Annotated in this window: 18 protein-coding genes; 13 read left to right on the top strand and 5 right to left on the bottom strand. The window is 48.0% G+C overall.

Annotated elements, in window-relative coordinates:
• Positions 1-93: 93 nt before the first annotated feature.
• From ABCW45_RS14780 to ABCW45_RS14765, 4 genes are all read left to right on the top strand, one after another.
• Entirely contained in the window at positions 94-1245 is a 1152-nt protein-coding gene (locus ABCW45_RS14780; protein ID WP_117470188.1) for an acyl-CoA dehydrogenase, read from the top strand.
• 54 nt (positions 1246-1299) lie between these two features.
• On the top strand, positions 1300-2085 hold the full coding sequence (locus tag ABCW45_RS14775; RefSeq protein WP_117470189.1) for an electron transfer flavoprotein subunit beta/FixA family protein: 786 nt from the start codon (positions 1300-1302) through the stop codon (positions 2083-2085).
• 30 nt (positions 2086-2115) lie between these two features.
• Positions 2116-3165: an electron transfer flavoprotein subunit alpha/FixB family protein gene (locus ABCW45_RS14770; protein ID WP_343221070.1), complete on the top strand. Its 1050-nt coding sequence runs from the start codon at positions 2116-2118 to the stop codon at positions 3163-3165.
• Positions 3166-3558: 393 nt separating this feature from the next.
• On the top strand, positions 3559-4203 hold the full coding sequence (locus ABCW45_RS14765) for an AEC family transporter (RefSeq protein WP_343221069.1): 645 nt from the start codon (positions 3559-3561) through the stop codon (positions 4201-4203).
• Between the two features lie 97 nt (positions 4204-4300).
• Here the strand turns inward: ABCW45_RS14765 and ABCW45_RS14760 are convergent, their stop codons facing one another.
• On the bottom strand, positions 4301-5365 hold the full coding sequence (locus tag ABCW45_RS14760) for a LysR family transcriptional regulator (RefSeq protein WP_343221068.1): 1065 nt from the start codon (positions 5363-5365) through the stop codon (positions 4301-4303).
• A 454-nt stretch (positions 5366-5819) separates the two neighbouring features.
• Between ABCW45_RS14760 and ABCW45_RS14755 the strand changes: the two genes are divergently transcribed.
• Together ABCW45_RS14755 and ABCW45_RS14750 are read left to right on the top strand one after the other, a co-directional pair.
• Entirely contained in the window at positions 5820-7130 is a 1311-nt protein-coding gene (locus ABCW45_RS14755) for a Na+/H+ antiporter NhaC family protein (RefSeq protein WP_343221067.1), read from the top strand.
• A 98-nt stretch (positions 7131-7228) separates the two neighbouring features.
• On the top strand, positions 7229-7504 hold the full coding sequence (locus ABCW45_RS14750) for a hypothetical protein (RefSeq protein WP_117470194.1): 276 nt from the start codon (positions 7229-7231) through the stop codon (positions 7502-7504).
• An 80-nt stretch (positions 7505-7584) separates the two neighbouring features.
• Here ABCW45_RS14750 and ABCW45_RS14745 read toward each other — a convergent pair whose 3' ends face one another.
• Positions 7585-8052: a hypothetical protein gene (locus ABCW45_RS14745; RefSeq protein WP_015553774.1), complete on the bottom strand. Its 468-nt coding sequence runs from the start codon at positions 8050-8052 to the stop codon at positions 7585-7587.
• A 284-nt stretch (positions 8053-8336) separates the two neighbouring features.
• Entirely contained in the window at positions 8337-9554 is a 1218-nt protein-coding gene (locus ABCW45_RS14740) for an argininosuccinate synthase (protein WP_117470196.1), read from the bottom strand.
• Positions 9555-10016: 462 nt separating this feature from the next.
• Here ABCW45_RS14740 and ABCW45_RS14735 point away from each other — a divergent pair, with 462 nt between their 5' ends.
• From ABCW45_RS14735 to ABCW45_RS14725, 3 genes are all read left to right on the top strand, one after another.
• On the top strand, positions 10017-10721 hold the full coding sequence (locus tag ABCW45_RS14735; RefSeq protein WP_015553772.1) for a cyclodeaminase/cyclohydrolase family protein: 705 nt from the start codon (positions 10017-10019) through the stop codon (positions 10719-10721).
• A complete protein-coding gene (locus ABCW45_RS14730) occupies positions 10718-11563 on the top strand; it encodes a bifunctional 5,10-methylenetetrahydrofolate dehydrogenase/5,10-methenyltetrahydrofolate cyclohydrolase (protein WP_015553771.1) in 846 nt (281 codons plus the stop codon). Before ABCW45_RS14735 ends, ABCW45_RS14730 begins: the two co-directional genes overlap by 4 nt.
• Positions 11564-12023: 460 nt before the next feature.
• The gene (locus ABCW45_RS14725) at positions 12024-12452 is read left to right on the top strand and encodes a DMT family transporter (RefSeq protein ID WP_015553770.1); all 429 of its coding nucleotides are present in this window, start codon (positions 12024-12026) and stop codon (positions 12450-12452) included.
• Here ABCW45_RS14725 and ABCW45_RS14720 read toward each other — a convergent pair.
• Complete coding sequence (locus ABCW45_RS14720) at positions 12403-13518, bottom strand: hypothetical protein (RefSeq protein ID WP_117552696.1); 1116 nt, start codon at positions 13516-13518, stop codon at positions 12403-12405. The genes ABCW45_RS14725 and ABCW45_RS14720 overlap by 50 nt on opposite strands.
• A gap of 932 nt (positions 13519-14450) precedes the next feature.
• Here ABCW45_RS14720 and ABCW45_RS14715 point away from each other — a divergent pair.
• From ABCW45_RS14715 to bioB, 4 genes are all read left to right on the top strand, one after another.
• On the top strand, positions 14451-15476 hold the full coding sequence (locus ABCW45_RS14715) for a methionine ABC transporter ATP-binding protein (RefSeq protein WP_021905458.1): 1026 nt from the start codon (positions 14451-14453) through the stop codon (positions 15474-15476).
• A gap of 1 nt (position 15477) precedes the next feature.
• Positions 15478-16158, top strand: a complete 681-nt coding sequence (locus tag ABCW45_RS14710; protein WP_015553767.1) for a methionine ABC transporter permease — start codon at positions 15478-15480, stop codon at positions 16156-16158.
• Positions 16159-16185: 27 nt separating this feature from the next.
• The gene (locus ABCW45_RS14705) at positions 16186-17061 is read left to right on the top strand and encodes a MetQ/NlpA family ABC transporter substrate-binding protein (protein ID WP_015553766.1); all 876 of its coding nucleotides are present in this window, start codon (positions 16186-16188) and stop codon (positions 17059-17061) included.
• A gap of 323 nt (positions 17062-17384) precedes the next feature.
• Positions 17385-18368: a biotin synthase BioB gene (gene bioB / locus ABCW45_RS14700; protein ID WP_117470227.1), complete on the top strand. Its 984-nt coding sequence runs from the start codon at positions 17385-17387 to the stop codon at positions 18366-18368.
• A gap of 375 nt (positions 18369-18743) precedes the next feature.
• Here bioB and ABCW45_RS14695 read toward each other — a convergent pair whose 3' ends face one another.
• A complete protein-coding gene (locus ABCW45_RS14695; protein WP_015553764.1) occupies positions 18744-19508 on the bottom strand; it encodes a sulfite exporter TauE/SafE family protein in 765 nt (254 codons plus the stop codon).
• Positions 19509-19763 lie beyond the last annotated feature (255 nt).

The following is a 19763-nucleotide window of genomic DNA, read 5'->3' as shown; positions in this document are numbered from 1 at the left end:
ACGTTTGTCCAATGGATAGGTACATCGGAGAAATGAAGCATCCACATTTCCCTATGTTATACATGATACAATTCACAAGGAGGAACTAAAAACATGGATTTTACATTAGGTAAAGAGCATGAGATGGCGAGAACACTGTTCCACGATTTCGCCGAGAAGGAAGTCAAACCCCTTGCTCAGGAGGTTGACGAGGAAGAGAGATTCCCGGTTGAAACCGTAGAGAAGATGGCTAAAAACGGTTTCCTCGGTATTCCGGTACCGAAGGAGTATGGTGGACAGGGCTGTGATCCGCTTACATACGCTATGTGCGTTGAGGAGCTTTCCAAAGTTTGCGGTACTACAGGCGTTATCGTTTCCGCACATACATCCCTTTGCATGGATCCGATCATGACATTCGGAACAGAAGAGCAGAAGCAGAAATTCCTTGTTCCGCTTGCAAAAGGCGAGAAGTTAGGCGCATTCGGTTTAACTGAGCCGGGCGCTGGTACAGACGCTCAGGGTCAGCAGACAAAAGCAGTTTTAGACGGCGACGAGTGGGTATTAAACGGTTCCAAGTGCTTCATCACGAACGGTAAGTATGCTGATACATACATCGTTATCGCTGTTACAGGCACAGTTGAGAAACGTGGCAAAATGCAGAAAGAGATCTCCGCATTTATCGTAGAGAAAGGTACACCGGGCTTCACTTTTGGTACAAAAGAGAAGAAGATGGGTATCCGCGGATCTGCAACATATGAACTTATTTTCACAGACTGCCGCATCCCGAAGGACAACCTCTTAGGTAAGAAGGGTGAGGGCTTCAAGATCGCTATGCATACTCTTGACGGCGGACGTATCGGTATCGCTGCTCAGGCTCTTGGTCTTGCAGAGGGCGCCCTTGACAGAACAGTTGCTTACGTAAAAGAGAGAAAGCAGTTCGGCCGCACAATCGGTCAGTTCCAGAACACACAGTTCCAGCTTGCTGATATGGCAACAAAGGTAAAAGCTGCTCAGATGATGGTTTACCGTGCAGCAATGGCTAAGGCTACTCAGAAGTCCTACGGCGTAGAGGCAGCAATGGCTAAACTGTATGCAGCAGAGGTTGCTATGGAAGTAACAACAAAGGCTGTTCAGCTCCATGGTGGTTATGGTTACATCAGAGAGTACGACGTAGAGCGTATGATGCGTGATGCTAAGATCACCGAGATCTACGAAGGAACAAGTGAAGTTCAGAGAATGGTTATCTCCGGCGCACTGTTAAAATAATAATTTAACAGCTGGAAGATCATAACTATAAATGAAAATAAGGAGTGAAATACAGTGAAAATCGTTGTTTGTGTAAAACAGGTGCCGGATACTAAGGGCGGCGTAAAGTTCAAACCGGATGGAACACTTGACAGAGCAGCTATGCTCACAATCATGAACCCGGATGATAAAGCTGGTCTGGAGGCAGCTCTTCGCTTAAAAGATCAGTATGGTGCAGAAGTTACAGTAGTTACAATGGGTCTTCCGAAGGCTGAGGAAGTTCTTCGTGAGGCTATGGCTATGGGCGCTGATAACGGTATCCTTGTTACAGACCGTGTTCTCGGCGGTGCTGATACATGGGCTACATCCCAGACAATCGCTGGTGCTTTAAGAAACCTTGACTATGACCTCATCATCACAGGCCGTCAGGCTATCGATGGTGATACAGCTCAGGTAGGTCCGCAGATCTCCGAGCACCTTGGTCTTCCGGTAATCAGCTATGCTGAGGGCATCGAGATCGATGGCGATTCTGTAATCGTTAAGCGTCAGTTCGATGATAGATACATGATGTTAAAGGCTAAAATGCCGTGCTTAATTACAGCACTTTCTGAATTAAATGAGCCGCGTTACATGACTCCGGGCGGAATCTTCGATGCATACAAGAAAGAGATCACCGTTTGGGGCAGAAAAGATCTGAAAGATGTCCTTGATTCCAACCTTGGTCTTAAGGGATCCCCGACTCAGATCGCTAAGGCTTCCGACAAAGTAAGAAAGGGTGCAGGCGTTAAGGAGACAAACCTTGATCCGTCCGCAGCTGCAAATTACATTGTTGAGAAACTTACTGAGAAACATGTACTTTAATTCAAAAAAAGAAAAGTGTGGTGAAAAGTGATGAATTTAGCAGAATATAAGGGTGTATATGTCTTTGCACAGCAGGTAGACAATCAGATCAGCAGCATCGCTCTGGAGCTGATCGGTAAAGGTAAAGACCTGGCAAAAGATTTAGGAACAACTGTAACAGCAGTTTTAGTTGGTTCCAACGTAAAAGGTCTTGCAGACGAACTCGGTGAGTACGGTGCAGACAAAGTTATCGTTGTTGACGATCCGGAATTAAAGGATTACAGAACTGAGCCGTATACTCATGCGATCACAGCTGTTATCAACGAGTTCAAGCCGGACATCTTCTTAATCGGTGCTACAGCAATCGGTCGTGACCTTGGCCCGCGTGTTTGCGCACGTATCCATACAGGTCTTACAGCAGACTGCACACAGCTCGATATCGGAGATTTCCCGCTCGTAGCTATGCCGGGTAAAGAGCAGAAACATGGTCAGCTCCTTATGACCCGTCCGGCATTCGGCGGCAACACGATCGCTACAATCGCTTGCCCGGAATTCCGTCCGCAGATGGCTACAGTACGTCCAGGCGTTATGCAGAAGCTTGACCGTGAGGCTGGCAGAAAAGCTGAAATTATCGAATTCAACCCGGGCTTCACTCCGGACAACAAGTACGTTGAGATTCTCGAGATCGTTAAGGCAGTATCCGACGTAGCTGATATCATGGATGCAAAGATCCTTGTTTCCGGTGGTCGTGGAGTTGGCAGCGCAGAGAACTTCAAACTGCTTGATGACCTCGCTGAGGCTATTGGCGGTACAGTAAGCTGCTCTCGTGCAGTTGTAGATTCCGGCTGGAAGCCGAAAGATCTTCAGGTAGGACAGACTGGTAAGACTGTTCGTCCGCACGTATACTTCGCAATCGGTATTTCCGGTGCTATCCAGCACGTAGCTGGTATGGAAGAGTCTGACATCATCATTGCGATCAACAAAGATGAGTCCGCTCCGATCTTCGATGTAGCTGACTACGGTATCGTAGGCGACTTAAACAAGATCGTTCCGATGCTGACAGAGAAGATCAAAGAAGCAAAAGCTGCTGCAGCTAACTAATTTGCGTGAATTGTATATACCAGGGTGAAAAGGTCTAAAGTCCGATGCAAGCTTGCTTGCAGGAGGAGTTTTGACCTTAGCACCCGCCAAAAACATGAATATATTAAAGTAGGCAGAGTGATTTTGCCGGTAGTGTTATAACAGGTGATGATCCCCGTCCGGGTTTCCGGGCGGGGATTTTTGCGTCTATATAGTCGGAAGAAAGTGCCGGCGTCTGTTTTACAGGTGTTCTTTTTGCATTGGAAAACCATCACAAGATATTTGGTCAATTAAAATAAGGAAGTCTGATGCACAAATCAGGCTCCATATCTTCTGTTACAGTTCCCTTTACGCCTTCATGTCCTTTTTTCTTACGGGCAAAGTAAAGTACCTTTTCCTCATCTGGAGATACTGATGTCTGGAGGTTATATCAGCCAGAAGATCGAAGATGAGGTGCTGTGTTTTGGAATCGCTTTTTATAAGAGGCGCTGTATAGTAAAGAAAAATAGAGTCCTGGAAGTTCCCCGGTTGTTGGCTGTAATAAAGACCGACGATTGGGGGACTTTTTTGAAATCTTATTTTGTGGCGGATGAGAAGGTGGATAAGAAGAAAGTCGCGAAGAACGTGCTGACACATCCATGTCTGGTCGCAATTTATCTGGGCTTGATCTGCATGGTGACTCAGGTGAAGCTTCCAGCCGTCATCACGGCGACAGTGAAGTATCTTGGGAATTGTAACAGCGCCCTCACGATGCTGATCGTGGGAACAATTTTGGCGGATGTAAAAATTACAACGATCTTTAATAAAGATACAGCCATGTTTTCTGTATTCCGTCTGATCATTCTCCCGGCAGCAGCACTGGTCGTTGGACTTGGACTTGGACTTGATGCCACATCACTGGGAATCAGCGTTCTGATGACCGGCATGCCTGCCGGAGCTACGGCGGCGATTTTTGCGGCAAGATATGACAGTGACGTCTTGTTTGCAACGAGATGCGTGGTTGTGACGACGATAATGTCCATGCTGACACTGCCAGTCTGGTGTTATCTGGCAGGGTGAGAGGCCCCGGCAGGTCGATCGTTTTCAGCCAGGAGAAGCGCTAGAAATTTTTGTTCATTTGAAAAACGGCATACCGCATGCGATAGAGAACGGAAAGCTAGGTGGTTGTGCCGGTTCTTGTGAGTGCAGCGTTCGCGGCATCCATAAAGTTCCGGATCGCCTTCCACTGGTAAGGCTGTTCCAGAGAACCGAAGCGGATCTTATATTTTGCGGATCGTCCGAGATGGATGATCCGCATTTTTTTGCGCTGCTCAGGGGAGAGGGAGCTCATGGCAAGGTTCAGTGGGGAGATGCAGGCGCCTTTTCCGGCGGCGCAGAGCTCCAGAAGCATTCCCATATTGTCGGACTGGGTCTTTACAATCGGTTTGAAATTGCCCATGGTGATGAAGTGTCTTCCGAGCTGACCGGCGATGTCTGTGGCGTAGTTTAGAAGGAATGGGCAGTGTTCGAAGATCGAGAAGTCTTCCAGGCTTTTTAACATTAACGGTTCTGGCTGTGAATCTGTCAGTGCAGGGAGATCCTGAACAGAAAAGGAGGCAGTGCCAGCGGTGTCATGAGTGAAATCAGAGCCGGAGCAGCAGATAGTCTTTGGAAGATGTAAAAATAGGGCATCTGCTGGGGCGGCATCGGAAATGATCTCATGAAACAGAGAATCAGCAAGCAGAAGGACGACCTCCTCCTCATAGAAATCGCTCAGAGTGATCCCTGGCAGAAAATCCGGGAACTTCGCGATGGCGAGATCGATCTTATGTTCCATCAGGTCTTTTTGTAGTCCAGTGTTCGCATTTTCGATGACCTGGATCTCCATATGCGGGTAGCGGCGCTGGTATTCCGTGATGATCGCGGGCATGATCGCATGGCAGCGGGTAAAGGAGATGCCGATCCGCAGGATGCCCTGCTCATTTTTAGTCAGGTCGGCAAATTCGTGCTGCATTGCCCGGTATTTTTTCTGGAAGTCTGCAGCGTACTGGCAAAAGATCTCTCCGGCGTAGGTGAGTTCCAGGGGAACATGGCGGACGAAGAGCTTGCAGTCCAGCTCCTGTTCCAGATTGGCGATGTGGGTGCTCAGGGTCTGCTGGGTGATATGGAGAGCATCGGCGGCTTTTGTGAAGCTGCGCTTCTCGGCGGTCATGAGAAAGTAGTCCATGGAAAGAAAGTTCATATAAAACCTCCGGAATATAAAAAGAAAGTTTAACCGAATCAAGTAAGTCCCCTGCTTCAATTGCGAAAAGCAATAAGCAGTGGGGACTTGCTTGTATCAGGAGGAGTGCAAGCTCCTTCTGATAAACTGCGGAGCAGTTATTGGGTTATGAGCAAGTAGCGAAGCGGATTGCGAATATCCGCTTGACTTGTAAGTGTCGTGCAGAGTCTCGGATCAGCTGTGCTGACCATAAAAGATACAGGACAGCCAGAATGAACTGGGAAAATCGTGTAAAAGAATGAAATCTGTAACTTATATACAGTTTTTTAGCTGTATTATATATCGGAAAATACAGTTAGACAAGCGGGAAATCCAGGCGTATACTAGAATCATAAAGGTGGATCAGGATATCTGAACAGGGAACAGCTGGCTGAGGGAATGGTTCACGAAAGAAAACAGGGAAGAGGTAAACATTATGAAGGTACACACCAGTGAGACGGCTGTTCTGGTCGTGTTCGCGGTGACGCTGATCGGGTGCATCCTTGCGGGAATCCCGATTCTGGCAGCGTTGGCACTTGGATATCTGATCTTTTTCGCGTACACTTTGAGCCGCGGTTATACGGTCAGAGATATTTTCGGGATGTCCTGGAAGGGAATCAAGACGGCGAAAAATATTTTAATTACGTTTTTACTCATCGGGATGCTGACGGCGCTCTGGCGGGCGGCAGGAACGATCCCGGCAATCGTCTCCTACTGCGCAGGGCTTATGAATCCGTCGGTAATGATTTTGATGGCATTCCTTTTAAACTGTCTGGTGTCCGTCCTTACAGGAACAGCATTCGGAACGGCGGCGACCATGGGCGTGATCTGCATGACCATGGCGAAGGCGATGGGGTGCAATGAGATCCTGACGGGCGGCGCGATCCTCTCCGGCGTGTTCTTCGGGGACAGGTGTTCGCCGGTATCCACCAGCGCACTGCTGGTCTCGGAGCTGACCCACACAAATATTTTTGACAATATCCGTCTGATGGTGAGGACGGCCATCGTGCCGCTAATTTTGACCTGTGCCTTTTACGGTGTCTGCGGAATCGCATTTCCGGCGGCGGAAGCCGGAAATTTGTCGCTGACGGAGAGCTTTTCTGGCGTATTCCATCTGGGACTGATCCCAATTCTTCCCGCGGTGGTGATCATGGTATTATCACTTTTCCGGGTACAGGTGCGGATGGCGATGCTGGCAAGTATCATGACGGCACTCGGCGTGTGCCTTTTCTGGCAGCACACGGACCTGTTCCTGATCGTTGAAATTCTGGTCAACGGTTATCAATCTCTGGATCCATCAATCTCGTCCATGATCGACGGCGGCGGAATCATGTCCATGGTGCGGGTGGCACTGATCATCACGATTTCGTCCTCCTATTCGGGTATCTTTGAGGAAACCGGACTTTTAAATGGTTTAAAATCGAAGATGGGCTCGCTGAGCAGAAAAATCACCGTATTTGGTACGATCCTTATGACGTCCATGGTGGCGGGGATGGTGGCCTGCAACCAGACACTGGCAACGATGCTGGTGGACCAGGTCTGCAAGGATCTGGAGCCGGATCAGCAGAAGTTTGCGATAGATATGGAAAACTCGGTAATCGTTACGGCTCCGCTCATTCCGTGGTCCATCGCGGGTGCGGTTCCGCTGGCGTCTGTGTCGGCGCCGCTTGTGTCGATAGGGGCGGCGGTATTCCTGTATCTGCTTCCAATCTGGCATCTTATTGTGAGAGCCAGGAAGGCTGTTTGATAAATTTTAACTTTTCCAGTTTTGGATGAAAAGGGCAGGGCTGGACAACAGAAATAAACAGGATAGAAAATGTGGATGATCGTCAGTGGAGATAGATTATGAAAACAGCAGAAAAATTAACAGATGAAGCAAATAAGAAAATATGTTCAGGGGAGATACTGCAGAATCTGAAACCAGCGGCAGGGAAAGAATTTTCTGACCTGCCGTGGGAAGAGAGCGAGGATATGAAAGAGATCTGCGATAACTTCCGTATCATTGAAAGGCAGCGGGACCTGTACCGGGAGCGCTGCACCAGACTTCAGAAAGAAAATGAGAATCTTAAGCGATTGCTTGATAAGATCCAGATCGTGGTGTGTCAATATTCTAACTGCTGACTACCTTCAGCCTTTTAGCCGCGGCACCGCCGGTCCTTTTTTGGGACCTGGCGGTGCCGCATTTCACACCCGTGTGTATATTATTTAGCCTTTGTCACGGAAAGAATGGTTCCATCAAAAGCGTCTACTTCATTGACCGTTCCGGTGTAAGTTACAGTAACTTTATCGCCGTCCTTGACTTCGGAGAGACCTTCCGGTTTTTTATCGGCTTCGAAGGTGAACGCGTAATCCTTTCCATCAGCACTTACCGTGAACATGAAATCTTTTATGTCACTGATGGTACCAGTCATTGTAGACTCTTTTGATTCGTCGCTTTTTTCACTGCTGTTTTCGGAAGCTTTGGAATCAGCCTCTTTCTTGCCTTCTGCTTTTTCAGCGGCAGTTGTCTCCTTTTCAGCAGCAGTTGTATTCTCCTTCACAGCAGCCGCTGTTGTCTCAGCCGTTGTAGAAGCAGCGGTTGTTGCAGCAGTTGTGCTCTGGGAAGAGCATGCGGTTGCCAGTGCGATGATACCTGCGATGCAAGTGGTAAGAAGTAATTTCTTTTTCATAATAATTTAAGTCTTCCTTTCTAATATCGAAAATATAAGAGAAAAAACGAAAGATCCAGGTGCTTCAAAGGATCTCTCTCTTTCTTTATGATCCATATTAAATCAAAAAAGTGTGACCAAATTGTCAAAAAAAAATGAAGGAATACGGTCAGATATAAGAGGCTTTGTAAAGAGAATGAAAGAAAAATGACAGAAATGTAAAGAATCTGAACAGCTGAAGAAAAGATCCCGGCGGGAACATGTCCTGCCGGGATCAAGCCTAAGTTTTTTATGAAAGAGAGTTATTATTTCTGGTTCTTCTCGACCTCTGCCTTCTTCATTGCGCGAACCTTTGTGGAGAGTCCATAGAGATTGATGAAGCCGGTAGCGTCATGGTGGTCATAGAGATCACCGGTTGTAAAGGAAGCGATGCTCTCGTTGTATAAGGAATACGGGGAAGTTGTGCCCTGCTTGATGATGTTGCCCTTGTAGAGCTTCATCTTGCACTCACCGGTCACATATTCCTGAGTGGACTCAACGAATGCCTGTAATGCCTCCCGTAACGGGCTGAACCACTTTGCGGAGTAAACGACATCAGCGTACTCGTTGTCGATGTTCTTCTTATATTTTAATGTCTCTTTGTCTAAGATCAGTTCCTCTAACTGCTTGTGAGCTTCGAGAAGGATCGTTCCGCCAGGAGTTTCATAAACACCACGGGACTTCATGCCGACCATACGGTTCTCAACGATATCGGTGATGCCGATTCCGTTCTTTCCGCCGAGCTCATTTAATTTTGTGAGGATCTTGGAGAATTTCATCTTCTCGCCATTTAATGCAACCGGGAATCCTTTCTCGAAGGAGATGGAGATCTCAGTCTCTTCATCCGGTGCCTTCTCCGGTGTTACGCCGAGTACGAGCATATGATCGTAGTTCGGAGCCTGTGCCGGATCTTCCAGCTCAAGACCTTCATGGCTGATGTGCCAGATGTTGCGGTCACGGCTGTAGCTGTCGTTCTTCTTGAATGGAAGATCGATGTTATGTTTTGCGCAGTACTCTAATTCTTCCTCACGGGACTGGATATTCCAGGTTCTCCACGGAGCGATGATCTTCATATCCGGGGCAAGGGCCTTGATGCCAAGCTCGAAACGAACCTGATCGTTTCCTTTACCGGTAGCACCGTGGCAGATCGCAACAGCGCCTTCCTTCTTCGCGATATCAACAAGAATCTTCGCGATCAGCGGGCGGGCCATTGCGGTACCGAGGAGATACTTGTTCTCGTAGGTAGCGTTTGCTTTTACGCACGGAGCGATGTACTCGTCGCAGAATTCATCGACAACATGCTCGATATATAATTTGGAAGCTCCGCAGTATTTTGCTCTCTCTTCCAGACCATCTAACTCATTTCCCTGTCCTACGTCGATGCAGACGCAGACTACATCGTAATCATAATTTTCTTTTAACCACGGAATCAGAACTGTTGTGTCGAGTCCGCCGGAATATGCTAAAATAACTTTCTCTTTCATAATGATGTCCTCCAATCTATATCAGAAGTTTAATTTCTCTGTGCGTCATAAATATACATCGTAAGATGCATAATGTCAAGCATAAAGTGTATTTTTATAAAAAACAATGCATAATATGCAATACAAATGCTGTCGGAGGCATACGTTTGAAGCACGAGCAGGCAGTCATTTTTCAAGAAAATAGGCGAATAACGAATGTTTTGAGGATTGCTGAGCATGTACTTCTTTACATGTATAAATTAGGAATCACAGGGAAATGGTCTGAGCGGTCTGTGTAAAGAAAGGGTCTGGAGGCAAAAAGTATTGGGAGGGGGATCGGAATGAAAAAGAGAGCAGCTGCCGGATCTGCAATCCTATAAAAATAGTAGGAAATATACAGCCAGGATTGACAAGAGTCGTGAAATCATGGATAATAGTTTTCAAGACTGCAAATCGACTGCAGGAAGAGAAGGATTCACAGGTATGGATCAGCAGCCAATGGCAGGTACTTCCGGATGCGGGGATTCAATCGATATGCAGAGAGTAAATTTGGAAGGAAATATGTTCATGGAACAGTGGAACGAATATCTGGAAGTGTTGGCGTCCAAGGCACCGACTCCGGGAGGAGGAAGCGCGGCAGCGGTTTACGGCGCGATCGGAACAGCTCTCGGCGAGATGGTGGGGAACCTGACTGCGGGTAAGAAAAAGTTTGCGATATATGAGGAAGATGTCCAGAGGATCCTTGTGAGACTGGGAGAGGCGAGAATGGATTTTATCCGGCTGGAAAAAGCGGATGAGCAGGCATTCCGGCCACTGTCGGAGGTCTACCGCATGAAGGCGGAGACAGAGGAAGAGAAGAGGATAAAAGACGAACGGATGGAAGAATGCCTGAAGGCTGCCGCGAAGGTTCCGGTGGAAGTCATGGAGCGGGCGGTCAGCGTGTTGGATGATATGGAGTTTCTGGCGCTCCACGGAAGCCGTCTTGCAGTGAGCGACGCTGGTGTCGGAATTCAGGGAATCCGGGCCGCGCTTCTCGGCGCTGTCATGAGCGTGTATATCAATACGAAGATGATGAAGGACCGGGAGTATGCCGAAACAGTGAATAGTCAGGCAGAACTTCTTATAAAAAAGGGAACGGAACAGGCAGACCGGATCTATGAGATTGCGTTAAAGGCGGTAAGAGGATGATCACATTAAAGGGTGCAGAGGTTTCTGCAAAAATCAAGGAACAGGTTCTCGCAATGAACGGGAAATTAGGCGGATATGTGCCGACAGCGGCCATCGTCCGGATCGGCGAGCGGCCGGATGATCTCTCCTACGAGAGAAATGTCATGAAACGTATTGCGGCATATGGAATGGAGACAATGTCATATGTGTATCCGGCGGATATCACAGAGGAGGAGTTCTTTGCGGAGTTCCAGAAGATCAATGATGACGAGGCCATCGACGGAATTCTGTTATTTCGCCCGCTGCCGAAGTATATCAATGAAAAACGTGCGGAGCAGATGATCCGGCCGGAGAAGGACCTCGACGGAATCTGTGCAGTGAATACGGCGAAGGTGTTTGCAGGAGAGAAGGACGGTTTTGCTCCGTGTACGGCTGAGGCGGTCATTGAGGTGTTAAAGGCATTTGATATTCCAATGGAAGGAAAGCGCGCGGTGATCGTCGGACGCAGCATGGTCGTTGGACGTCCGCTGTCCATGTTGATGTTGAAGGAAAACGCGACGGTGACTGTGTGCCATACAAAGACGAAGGACTTAAAGGCAGTCTGCCGGGAAGCGGACATTCTCGTCGCGGCGGCAGGTAAGGCGAAGATGTTAGACGCGTCCTTCTTAAAGGAAGGAGCTGTGCTGATCGACGTTGGAATCAACGTGGATGAGAACGGAAAGCTCTGCGGCGACGTCCTCTGGGAAGGTCTGGAAGAAAAAGCCTCCGCGGCGACCCCGGTCCCGGGCGGCGTCGGAGCTGTGACGACGGCTGTACTGGCGAAGCATCTGGCGATGGCGGCGGAGAGAAAGGTGAATCGGTAAATTTTCTGAATTTTTCGGGAAAGAGCATAAATAAAGGATTTTTCGAACAGGGTCCCCGGCGGGTATAGCCGGGGATTTTTATGTAACAGGAAATTCCGAGGAATTCCCCGTTACATAAAAAGGCACTGACGTGCCAAAGCTGCACACTCGCGCGAAGATGTAGATAGTCGCAAGCGACCGCGCGAGGTGCGAGAATGTGCCAAAGCACATTCTTATTTAGACAGATAAAGAAGGCAGAGTTATCATTTTATTTGATGAAGTCAGCCACCTCTAATTATGCATTAAGCATGATTCTTACAAGGCGTGCGGTGCTGTCAATGATGCCGCAATATTACCTTTGGGAGATAAAAAAGAAATTAAAAATATGTTCGTATTCAGAAGAAAATATGGAATAGTCAGGCCGTATAAAAACCTCCTGACTATGGAATCCTAAGGGAAACATGGTTTCAGGAGGTTTTTTATGTGGGGAATTTTGGTGGCATTGCTTTCTGGGGCGCTTATGAGCCTGCAGGGGATCTTTAATACGGAGGTGACGAAGCAGAGCAGTATCTGGGCGGCGGCAGGATGGGTGCAGCTGACGGCGTTTCTGACATGTGTGGTTCTCTATTTTTTTACCGGGCGTGGGGAGATCTGGGGGATGTTCTCCATCGACCGGAAATATATGCTTCTCGGCGGTGTCATGGGCGCGTTCATCACCTGGACCGTGATAAAAAGCATGGACGGTCTGGGACCGGCTAAGGCGACGCTGCTCATTGTTGTGACCCAGATATTAGTCTCCTATATTGCTGAGGTATTTGGGCTTTTCGGCGTCGAGAAAGCAGCATTTGAGTGGCGGAAGCTTATTGGTGCGGCGCTGGCGATTGCGGGGATCGTTGTGTTTCGGTGGTAGCGCGGCGCAGGGCGTCTTGAAAATGGGCGAAGGTATCTGTGGTGGCAGCCGTTTCTACGAGATCTATGCGCTCGTCAGAGGTGAGGTATCTAATTGTGGGTGAGGCGAGTTCTCCTGCCTTTTTGCCGAAGCGCGAGACAATGATTTTCATGAGCATTTTATAGCTAGTTTCATCATTGCCTTGGGATATACCCTGAGAGAGGCCCTGAGAGAGGCCCTGAGAGAGGCCCTGGGAGAGACCCTTTGCTTCCCTTTCTGCTAACCAAATATCTATCGCTTTGCACATATTTATCTTTCCTCCTCTTGTCTGCATCATACGGGGTTCTAGTAAAGTCGACATACTCGTATGAGTGGCAATCATTTCATATGCATCTTTATCTAACATTTGATATTCTGATGTATTCAACAACTTTTTTAGATACGTCTTATCATCAGAATACCGGATAAAATCAAATACCTGCCTGATATCCGTCTTAAAAACATCGGTATTCTGTAAATGCCGGACATCCACAAGATGAATCCGGTAATTCTGAATCAAAGGATGAAATTCTTCCGGAATCCCGGAAAAATCGATCATTCCGTGAAGGTCGACGGATCCATCCCAGGGAAGCTCGCCATAGTAGAGAACGATGATGATTGAAGGATGGAGATGACTCTCTTTGGAAAAACTGTAAAGATATTCTCCAGGATTCTGTTTGATGTCGGCATTTCGAACTGCGCGGCGTATCATTGCGGCCTGGCGCTCATATTCACCGGCTTCATAGGTCATACAGCGAAGCGGCAGTGAGTAATCGATGGTCTGCTGGTTTTCAATACCGATGACAAGAAAATTTACGCCAAAGGATGCTTTTTTAACCAGATCACGAAGCTTTACACGTCGTCGGTTCTTTGATTTGTGGATTGCCGGATCGTTCCAGATCCCGGTCTGGGTGTCCAGATCCTGCAGGTCTTCTTTTCGGACAACCGGTCTGCCTTGGCAGATGAGTCCATTGATCAGGTCAGCGTAGCGCTCATCGTCGGAAAAGAACTTTTTGTCACTGATGTCCGCACTTGGAATTGTGCTCAAGTTCATACCTCCTTTGCGCAGGAGTCAGAACATGCAAAGTGGACAACATGATCAGCCATTTTCCAATGCATCTCGGATTCTCCTGCTTTTAAATTGATTGAAAATAGGTAAAGGATATAAAAGCAATGAAGTTCCGAAATGTGAAAAGACGGATCGTAGTCCGGATAGAAACTTAGAGAATATGCTTTTATAGGATTATGTGTAACTGTTCAGCAGGTCTGCACACTTGCTGCGCTGACCATAAGAAAACATAGGCTGGAAGGCAAAAATCCCGTCAGCGAAGCTGATCTGGAATAGATTTTGCGCGTAACTATGAAGGTACTGAATAGTTTACGATTTTGTGTGGATATCGTATCACAGGATATGCGGGATAGCAAGGTAGTTTGGTATATAAAATTATAAAAATTTTCGAAACTATGAGGAATTTTGCAGCGCGGGGAAAATATATAGGCATGGGAGAAGCGTGTTGCTTCGGAATAGCAGTGATATGAAAATTTTAAAACGATCATGCAAGAAGTTTAAAAAAATTAAATATATGATTTAAAATAAATAAAATCATATTGACAAACTAGGAAATAGGGGTTATTATAGCGCCATCGGATTCGAACAGGGAGTTCAGACGATGAGGAAACATTGGACTGCAGGATAGCAGGCGGTTGGAAAGGAGATACAGGTATGGGAAATGCGGGAAGAAATAACATGAACAATATGTGTTGTTGCTGTTGTATGTGGATTTCCGGGCGTTTTTTACGGCCAGGTGCTTTGTTGTGCAGCCAGGTACCTGTATACAGAAAGTAGTTTCCTGTTAATGCCAGAAAATGCGCCCGGAAGTGTAAAAGCTTCCGGGCTTTTTATTTACGCGGAGAATCACAGAGACCGCGAAAACTTGAGAAGTCCTAAAATCGCGCTTCTCAGATGGGGAGGAAGAAACATTGATCCAGATCGAACATGTAAGCAAAACCTTTTCAGGAAAATACGGAACCGTCCACGCGTTGGACGACGTGAGTATCCATGTGGAAAAGGGTGATATCTGCGGTATCATAGGGTTTTCCGGAGCCGGAAAGTCCACACTGATCCGCCTGGTAAACGGTCTTGAGACGGCGGACAGCGGAAAAGTCACTGTCTGTGGAAAGGAGCTTTCCACATTGAAGAAGCCGGAACTTCGGGCGCTGAGAAGAAAGATCGGAATGGTATTCCAGCAGTTCAACCTGCTGGAATCCAAGACGGTGTACCACAATATTGCGCTTCCGCTGATCCTTGCAAAGACTCCGAAGGTGGAGATCGACAAGAAGGTTAAGGAAGTATTAAAGATCGTTGAGCTGGAGGACAAGAAAGACACCTACATCAGTCAGCTCTCCGGAGGACAGAAACAGCGTGTGGGAATCGCGAGAGCGCTGACCACCGACCCGGAACTTCTTCTCTGCGACGAGGCTACAAGCGCCCTGGACCCGCAGACAACGGAATCGATTTTAAAGCTTTTAAAGAAGATCAACCGTAAAATGGGTGTCACGATCCTTCTCATCACCCATCAGATGCAGGTCGTCCAGATGATCTGCAACAAGGTAGCGGTCATGGAGAGCGGAAAGATCGTGGAATCCGGCAGCGTTCTGGAGGTCTTTGGATCCCCGAAGATGCCGGTGACAAAGCGGTTCGTCCAGACGGTTATCCGGGACCAGATCCCGGACAGCATCATAAGCCTCGTGAAGGAACAGAAAGAAAACTTCCGTGTGGACCGTCTGAAATTTATCGGTTCCAGCGTGAAGCGCCCGGTAATCTCCGATATCTGCAAGACAAAGGGTGTCGTGGTCAACATCCTCGGCGCGGCGGTACAGGAGCTGGAGGACAGCGTCATGTGCGTCTTCATCTTACAGCTCATCGGCGATGATGAGAGCATCGATAAGGCGGAAGCGGAGATCGACAAGAACGGCGTCTTAAGAGAACGACTGGAGGTGGAGTAAGATGGAAGAACTCATGAAAACAAAGATCTTTAAGGTCACGGTGGAGCGTCTGCTGTTGAACGGCGGACAGACTCTTTACATGGTTGGATGGTCACTTCTCATCGGAACGATCATCGGAATGATCCTGGCACTGATCCTGGTGCTTTGCAGAAAAGGCGGATTGGTGGAGAACCGACCGTTATATATGATCGTCAGCGTCTACATCAACGTGGTGCGCAGTATCCCCTTTGTTATTCTTCTTGTAACGATCATGCCGATCACCCGTGCTATTGTCGGAACGACCATCGGAAGTACGGCAGCGTTGGTGCCGTTAGTAGTTTATATAAGTCCGTACCTTGCGAGGCTGATGGAGAACAGCCTGCTTGAGATCGATCCGGGAATCCTGGAGGCGGCAGAGGCCATGGGCGCGACAACATGGCAGGTCATCCGATATTTCCTGGTTCCAGAGACATTAGGTTCCATGGTGCTTGCACTGACAACGGGAACCATCGGACTTCTTGGAGCGTCTGCAATGGCCGGATATGTCGGTGGCGGCGGAGTCGGAGATCTGGCATTGACATACGGTTATGAAAAGATGAACACACCGCTCATGATCCTCACAGTTGTGATCCTGGTGGTTCTGGTACAGCTTTTACAGATTCTCGGAAATACGATTTCTGGTAAATTAAGACAGCATAAATAAATTTTAAATAAGAGGAGAGAAAAAATTATGAGAAAAGCAATTGCGGGAGTACTTATGGGAGCAGCAGTGTTAAGCCTTGCGGCATGCGGAAAGAGCGACACCGCGCAGACAACAGCGGCGCAGGCTGCAGAGAGTGCAGACAGCACAGCGGCAGCGGTTGATACGGAGGACAAGAAAGAGATCGTTTACGGAAAATCCCAGGGGCCGTACACAGAGCTCTTTGAGGCTGCCATCGTTCCGATTCTTGAAAAAGAGGGATACACCGTAAAGGGCGTGGACTTCTCTGATCTTCAGACAGCTGACATCGGATTAAACGACGGCGATGTTGATGTCAACGTGGAGCAGCACGCCGCATACGCTGAGAACTTCAACGCAAACTACAATGCGGATCTTGTGCCGATCAGCCCGATCCCGACTGTACCGGCTGGCGTATATTCTGCAAAATACACATCTGTTGATGAGATCCCGGACGGTGCGAAGGTTGCAGTTCCGAACGATGCCTCCAACACCGCAAGATGCTATCTGATGCTTCAGAAGATCGGCTGGATCAAGCTTGCCGATGATGTGGATCCGTCCGCAGTTACCCAGGATGACATTGTTGAAAATCCGCATAACATCGAGTTCACAGAGATGAAGAGCTTAACGATCCCGGCAGCGATCCAGGACTTTGACTATGTGGCAATTACCGGCAGCGTTGTATACAACGCAGGCATCGACCCGTCCACAGCCCTCGCAACAGAGGATATCCAGGATCACCTGGTACTTCAGGTCGTTGTGAAGGAAGAGAACAAGGACGCAGAGTGGGCAAAGGCAATTGTGGACGCTTATCATTCTGACGAGTTCAAGCAGTACATGGAAGAGAACAACGACGGATTATGGTGGATCCCGGACGAGTTAAAATAAGATTGGAAGCTTATTGAACGATCAGGAAAATAGTGGATGAAAAAGGTTCTTCGGCACTGGAATATAAATTCCGGTATCGAAGGACCTTTTTTGGTAGTGGTATTAAAATTATAAAACCTTGAAAGTTAACTGATAAACGGAAAACGGTTGACTTTCACGGCGTTTTTTTATATAATTGTGAACTATAACGTAGAGCAAAAGTTTACAATCGTAACATGATAATTCAGAGAAAAAATCCGGAAGACGGACCAGGACCAGAGATCAAAGCCCGGATGACGAAAACGGCGATTGCACATAAAAATCAGAAAAATAAGGAGAATACTATGGACGCACTGACACTGGCACAGGAAATTATCGACGGAAGAAGAATTACAAGAGAGGATGACTTAAATTTCTTTCTGACATGCGATCTGAAGGAACTCTGCGAGGGCGCAGACCGGATCCGCAAGGCATGTGTGGGAGATAAGGTTGATCTCTGTTCCATCATCAACGGACGGAGTGGACGATGTCCAGAGGACTGCAAGTACTGCGCGCAGTCTGCACACCACCACACAAGCTGCGAGATCTATGATTTCCTTCCGGAAGAAGAGATCGTAAAGATGTGTCACGTCCATGAGGAAGAGGGCGTTGACCGTTTCTCCATCGTTACATCAGGAAGAGCATTGACGGGGGAGGAGTTCGATAAAGCGATCCACGCCTACGAGACTATGAAAAAGGAATGCAAGATCGACCTCTGCGCGTCCATGGGCTTTGTGACCGCGGAACAGCTTCACCGTCTCCATGAAGCAGGTGTCACAAGCTACCACCACAACATCGAGACATCCAGAAGAAACTTCCCGAACATCTGCACGACTCATACATACGACATGAAGATCAACACCCTAAAGATGATCAAGGCAGAGGGTATGTGCGCATGTTCCGGCGGCATCATCGGAATGGGTGAGACATGGGAGGACCGTCTCGATATGGCAGTGAGCCTTGCGGAGCTTGGAATCGATTCCATTCCGTTAAACGCCCTGATGCCGATTCCGGGAACTCCTCTGGAACATCTGGAGAGAATCTCTGAGGACGATATTCTCCGCACCATCGCATTCTTCCGCTATATCAATCCGGAGGCAAACATCCGCCTCGGCGCAGGCCGCGCGCTGCTGACAAACGATGGTGAGACCGCATTCTGCTCCGGAGCATCCGCAACAATTACCGGCAATATGCTGACAACGGTTGCATGCGCAACGATCCGCAGTGATAAGAAAATGCTGAAAGGCCTTGGAAGAGATGTGACACCGGAGTATATGAAGGAAAACTAAGAGAAAGAACAAGGGTAACTGTTCAGTAGGTCTGCGCACTTGCTGCGCTGACCGTAAGAAAACATAGGCTGGAAGGCAAAAATCCCATCAGCGAAGCTGATCTGGAATGGATTTTTGCACGTAACTATGAAGGTACTGAATAGTTACGAACAAGGTTATATATAGAAAAGACAGAAATGTGAGGTTTCATTTCTGTCTTTTTTCGTACCATTCTTTAAACCCATCCACTGTGAGCCGGTCGCTGAGGTCCTGGATGGTCCTCGACGCGGACTCCATGATCTGTTCCGGAGTCTTTCTTTTTCGAAGCATTTCGTAAGTGGGGCCCAGCGGATCTCCGTATTTTCGTTCTGCCGGATCAGATTTTGCAGATATGTATCAGGCACCGAGAATCTCGCTCAATGTCTTTATAAAGAAGATCACCAGAACCACCATCATCAAGGGTTTTACAAACTTTGCGCCGCCCTTGTCGAAACAGCGTGTTCCGAGATAATTTCCGGCGATGCTGAAGATACCGGCAATAAGGCCAAGAAGGAAAATTACTTTTCCGTTCATGAGGTAGACCGCCAGGGCTGTCAGGTTCGTTGTCAGGTTGATGGCTTTTGTGATCCCGTTGGCTTCCTTCAGTCCCATGTGGGCAATTCCAGTGAGGAGAAGCAGCAGAAATGTTCCGGTTCCGGGACCGTAAAAGCCGTCGTAGATGCCGATGATGAAGGCGATCAGAGCGCTGAAAAGAATCATCTTGCGGACCGGGAAAGACTCTTTTTCTCCCACGAACGGTTTTCCAAATGTGAGATAGAGGGCGGTACAGGGCAGGATCACGAGAATCAGGCGCTTAAAATAATAATCGTCTAACTGCAGAGCAAGTTTTGCGCCGAGAGAGGAACCGATGAGAGCTGTAACGATACAGAGAAGCGCGTTCTTCCAGGCAATATAACCGTTTTTCGCAAAGCGAGCTGTTGCCAGTGTGGTTCCCATTCCGGAGCTTAATTTGTTTGTTCCGATGGCAAAATGGACTGGAAGACCGGCGATCATGTAAGCCGGGAGTGAGATCAGTCCTCCGCCTCCGGCAACCGCGTCGACGAAACCGGCGAGAAATACCAGCGGGCAGACGATCAGAAAGTGCATCAGATGTAATTCCATAGCAGTAATTCCCCTTAAGTATGATTAAATTGAACGTGCTGTTTTCGCTGCCGGAGCGGATGAAACGGTCTTTGCACGCTTTTTGCCAAATATAGCATAATTTTAAAGAAATTGCAATGAAAGCAGGTGGGCGGAGCACGACAAACGCATGAATGATTGTCTACCACCAATTCTGTTTTCAGCTATTTTTAAGCTTCTAAAAGTTCTTCCAGATACTGAATTGGACGCATGCTAACTACGAACCTTTTCTTTCTC

Origin of the sequence: Pilosibacter fragilis (assembly GCF_032490495.1) — a bacterium.
Classification (GTDB): domain Bacteria; phylum Bacillota; class Clostridia; order Lachnospirales; family Lachnospiraceae; genus Pilosibacter; species Pilosibacter fragilis.
Note: the sequence above shows the minus strand (reverse complement) of the source record. Positions and strands in the feature narration are given on the sequence as shown.

Bases quoted from the DNA above. Each gene is read 5' to 3' on its own strand.
- ABCW45_RS14780 (WP_117470188.1), top strand. From the start codon at position 94: ATGGATTTTACATTAGGTAAAGAGCATGAGATGGCGAGAACACTGTTC.
- ABCW45_RS14770 (WP_343221070.1), top strand. From the start codon at position 2,116: ATGAATTTAGCAGAATATAAGGGTGTATATGTCTTTGCACAGCAGGTA.
- ABCW45_RS14765 (WP_343221069.1), top strand. From the start codon at position 3,559: ATGTCTGGAGGTTATATCAGCCAGAAGATCGAAGATGAGGTGCTGTGT.
- ABCW45_RS14760 (WP_343221068.1), bottom strand. From the start codon at position 5,365: ATGAACTTTCTTTCCATGGACTACTTTCTCATGACCGCCGAGAAGCGC.
- ABCW45_RS14755 (WP_343221067.1), top strand. From the start codon at position 5,820: ATGAAGGTACACACCAGTGAGACGGCTGTTCTGGTCGTGTTCGCGGTG.
- ABCW45_RS14750 (WP_117470194.1), top strand. From the start codon at position 7,229: ATGAAAACAGCAGAAAAATTAACAGATGAAGCAAATAAGAAAATATGT.
- ABCW45_RS14745 (WP_015553774.1), bottom strand. From the start codon at position 8,052: ATGAAAAAGAAATTACTTCTTACCACTTGCATCGCAGGTATCATCGCA.
- ABCW45_RS14740 (WP_117470196.1), bottom strand. From the start codon at position 9,554: ATGAAAGAGAAAGTTATTTTAGCATATTCCGGCGGACTCGACACAACA.
- ABCW45_RS14735 (WP_015553772.1), top strand. From the start codon at position 10,017: ATGGATCAGCAGCCAATGGCAGGTACTTCCGGATGCGGGGATTCAATC.
- ABCW45_RS14730 (WP_015553771.1), top strand. From the start codon at position 10,718: ATGATCACATTAAAGGGTGCAGAGGTTTCTGCAAAAATCAAGGAACAG.
- ABCW45_RS14725 (WP_015553770.1), top strand. From the start codon at position 12,024: ATGTGGGGAATTTTGGTGGCATTGCTTTCTGGGGCGCTTATGAGCCTG.
- ABCW45_RS14710 (WP_015553767.1), top strand. From the start codon at position 15,478: ATGGAAGAACTCATGAAAACAAAGATCTTTAAGGTCACGGTGGAGCGT.
- ABCW45_RS14705 (WP_015553766.1), top strand. From the start codon at position 16,186: ATGAGAAAAGCAATTGCGGGAGTACTTATGGGAGCAGCAGTGTTAAGC.
- bioB (WP_117470227.1), top strand. From the start codon at position 17,385: ATGGACGCACTGACACTGGCACAGGAAATTATCGACGGAAGAAGAATT.
- ABCW45_RS14695 (WP_015553764.1), bottom strand. From the start codon at position 19,508: ATGGAATTACATCTGATGCACTTTCTGATCGTCTGCCCGCTGGTATTT.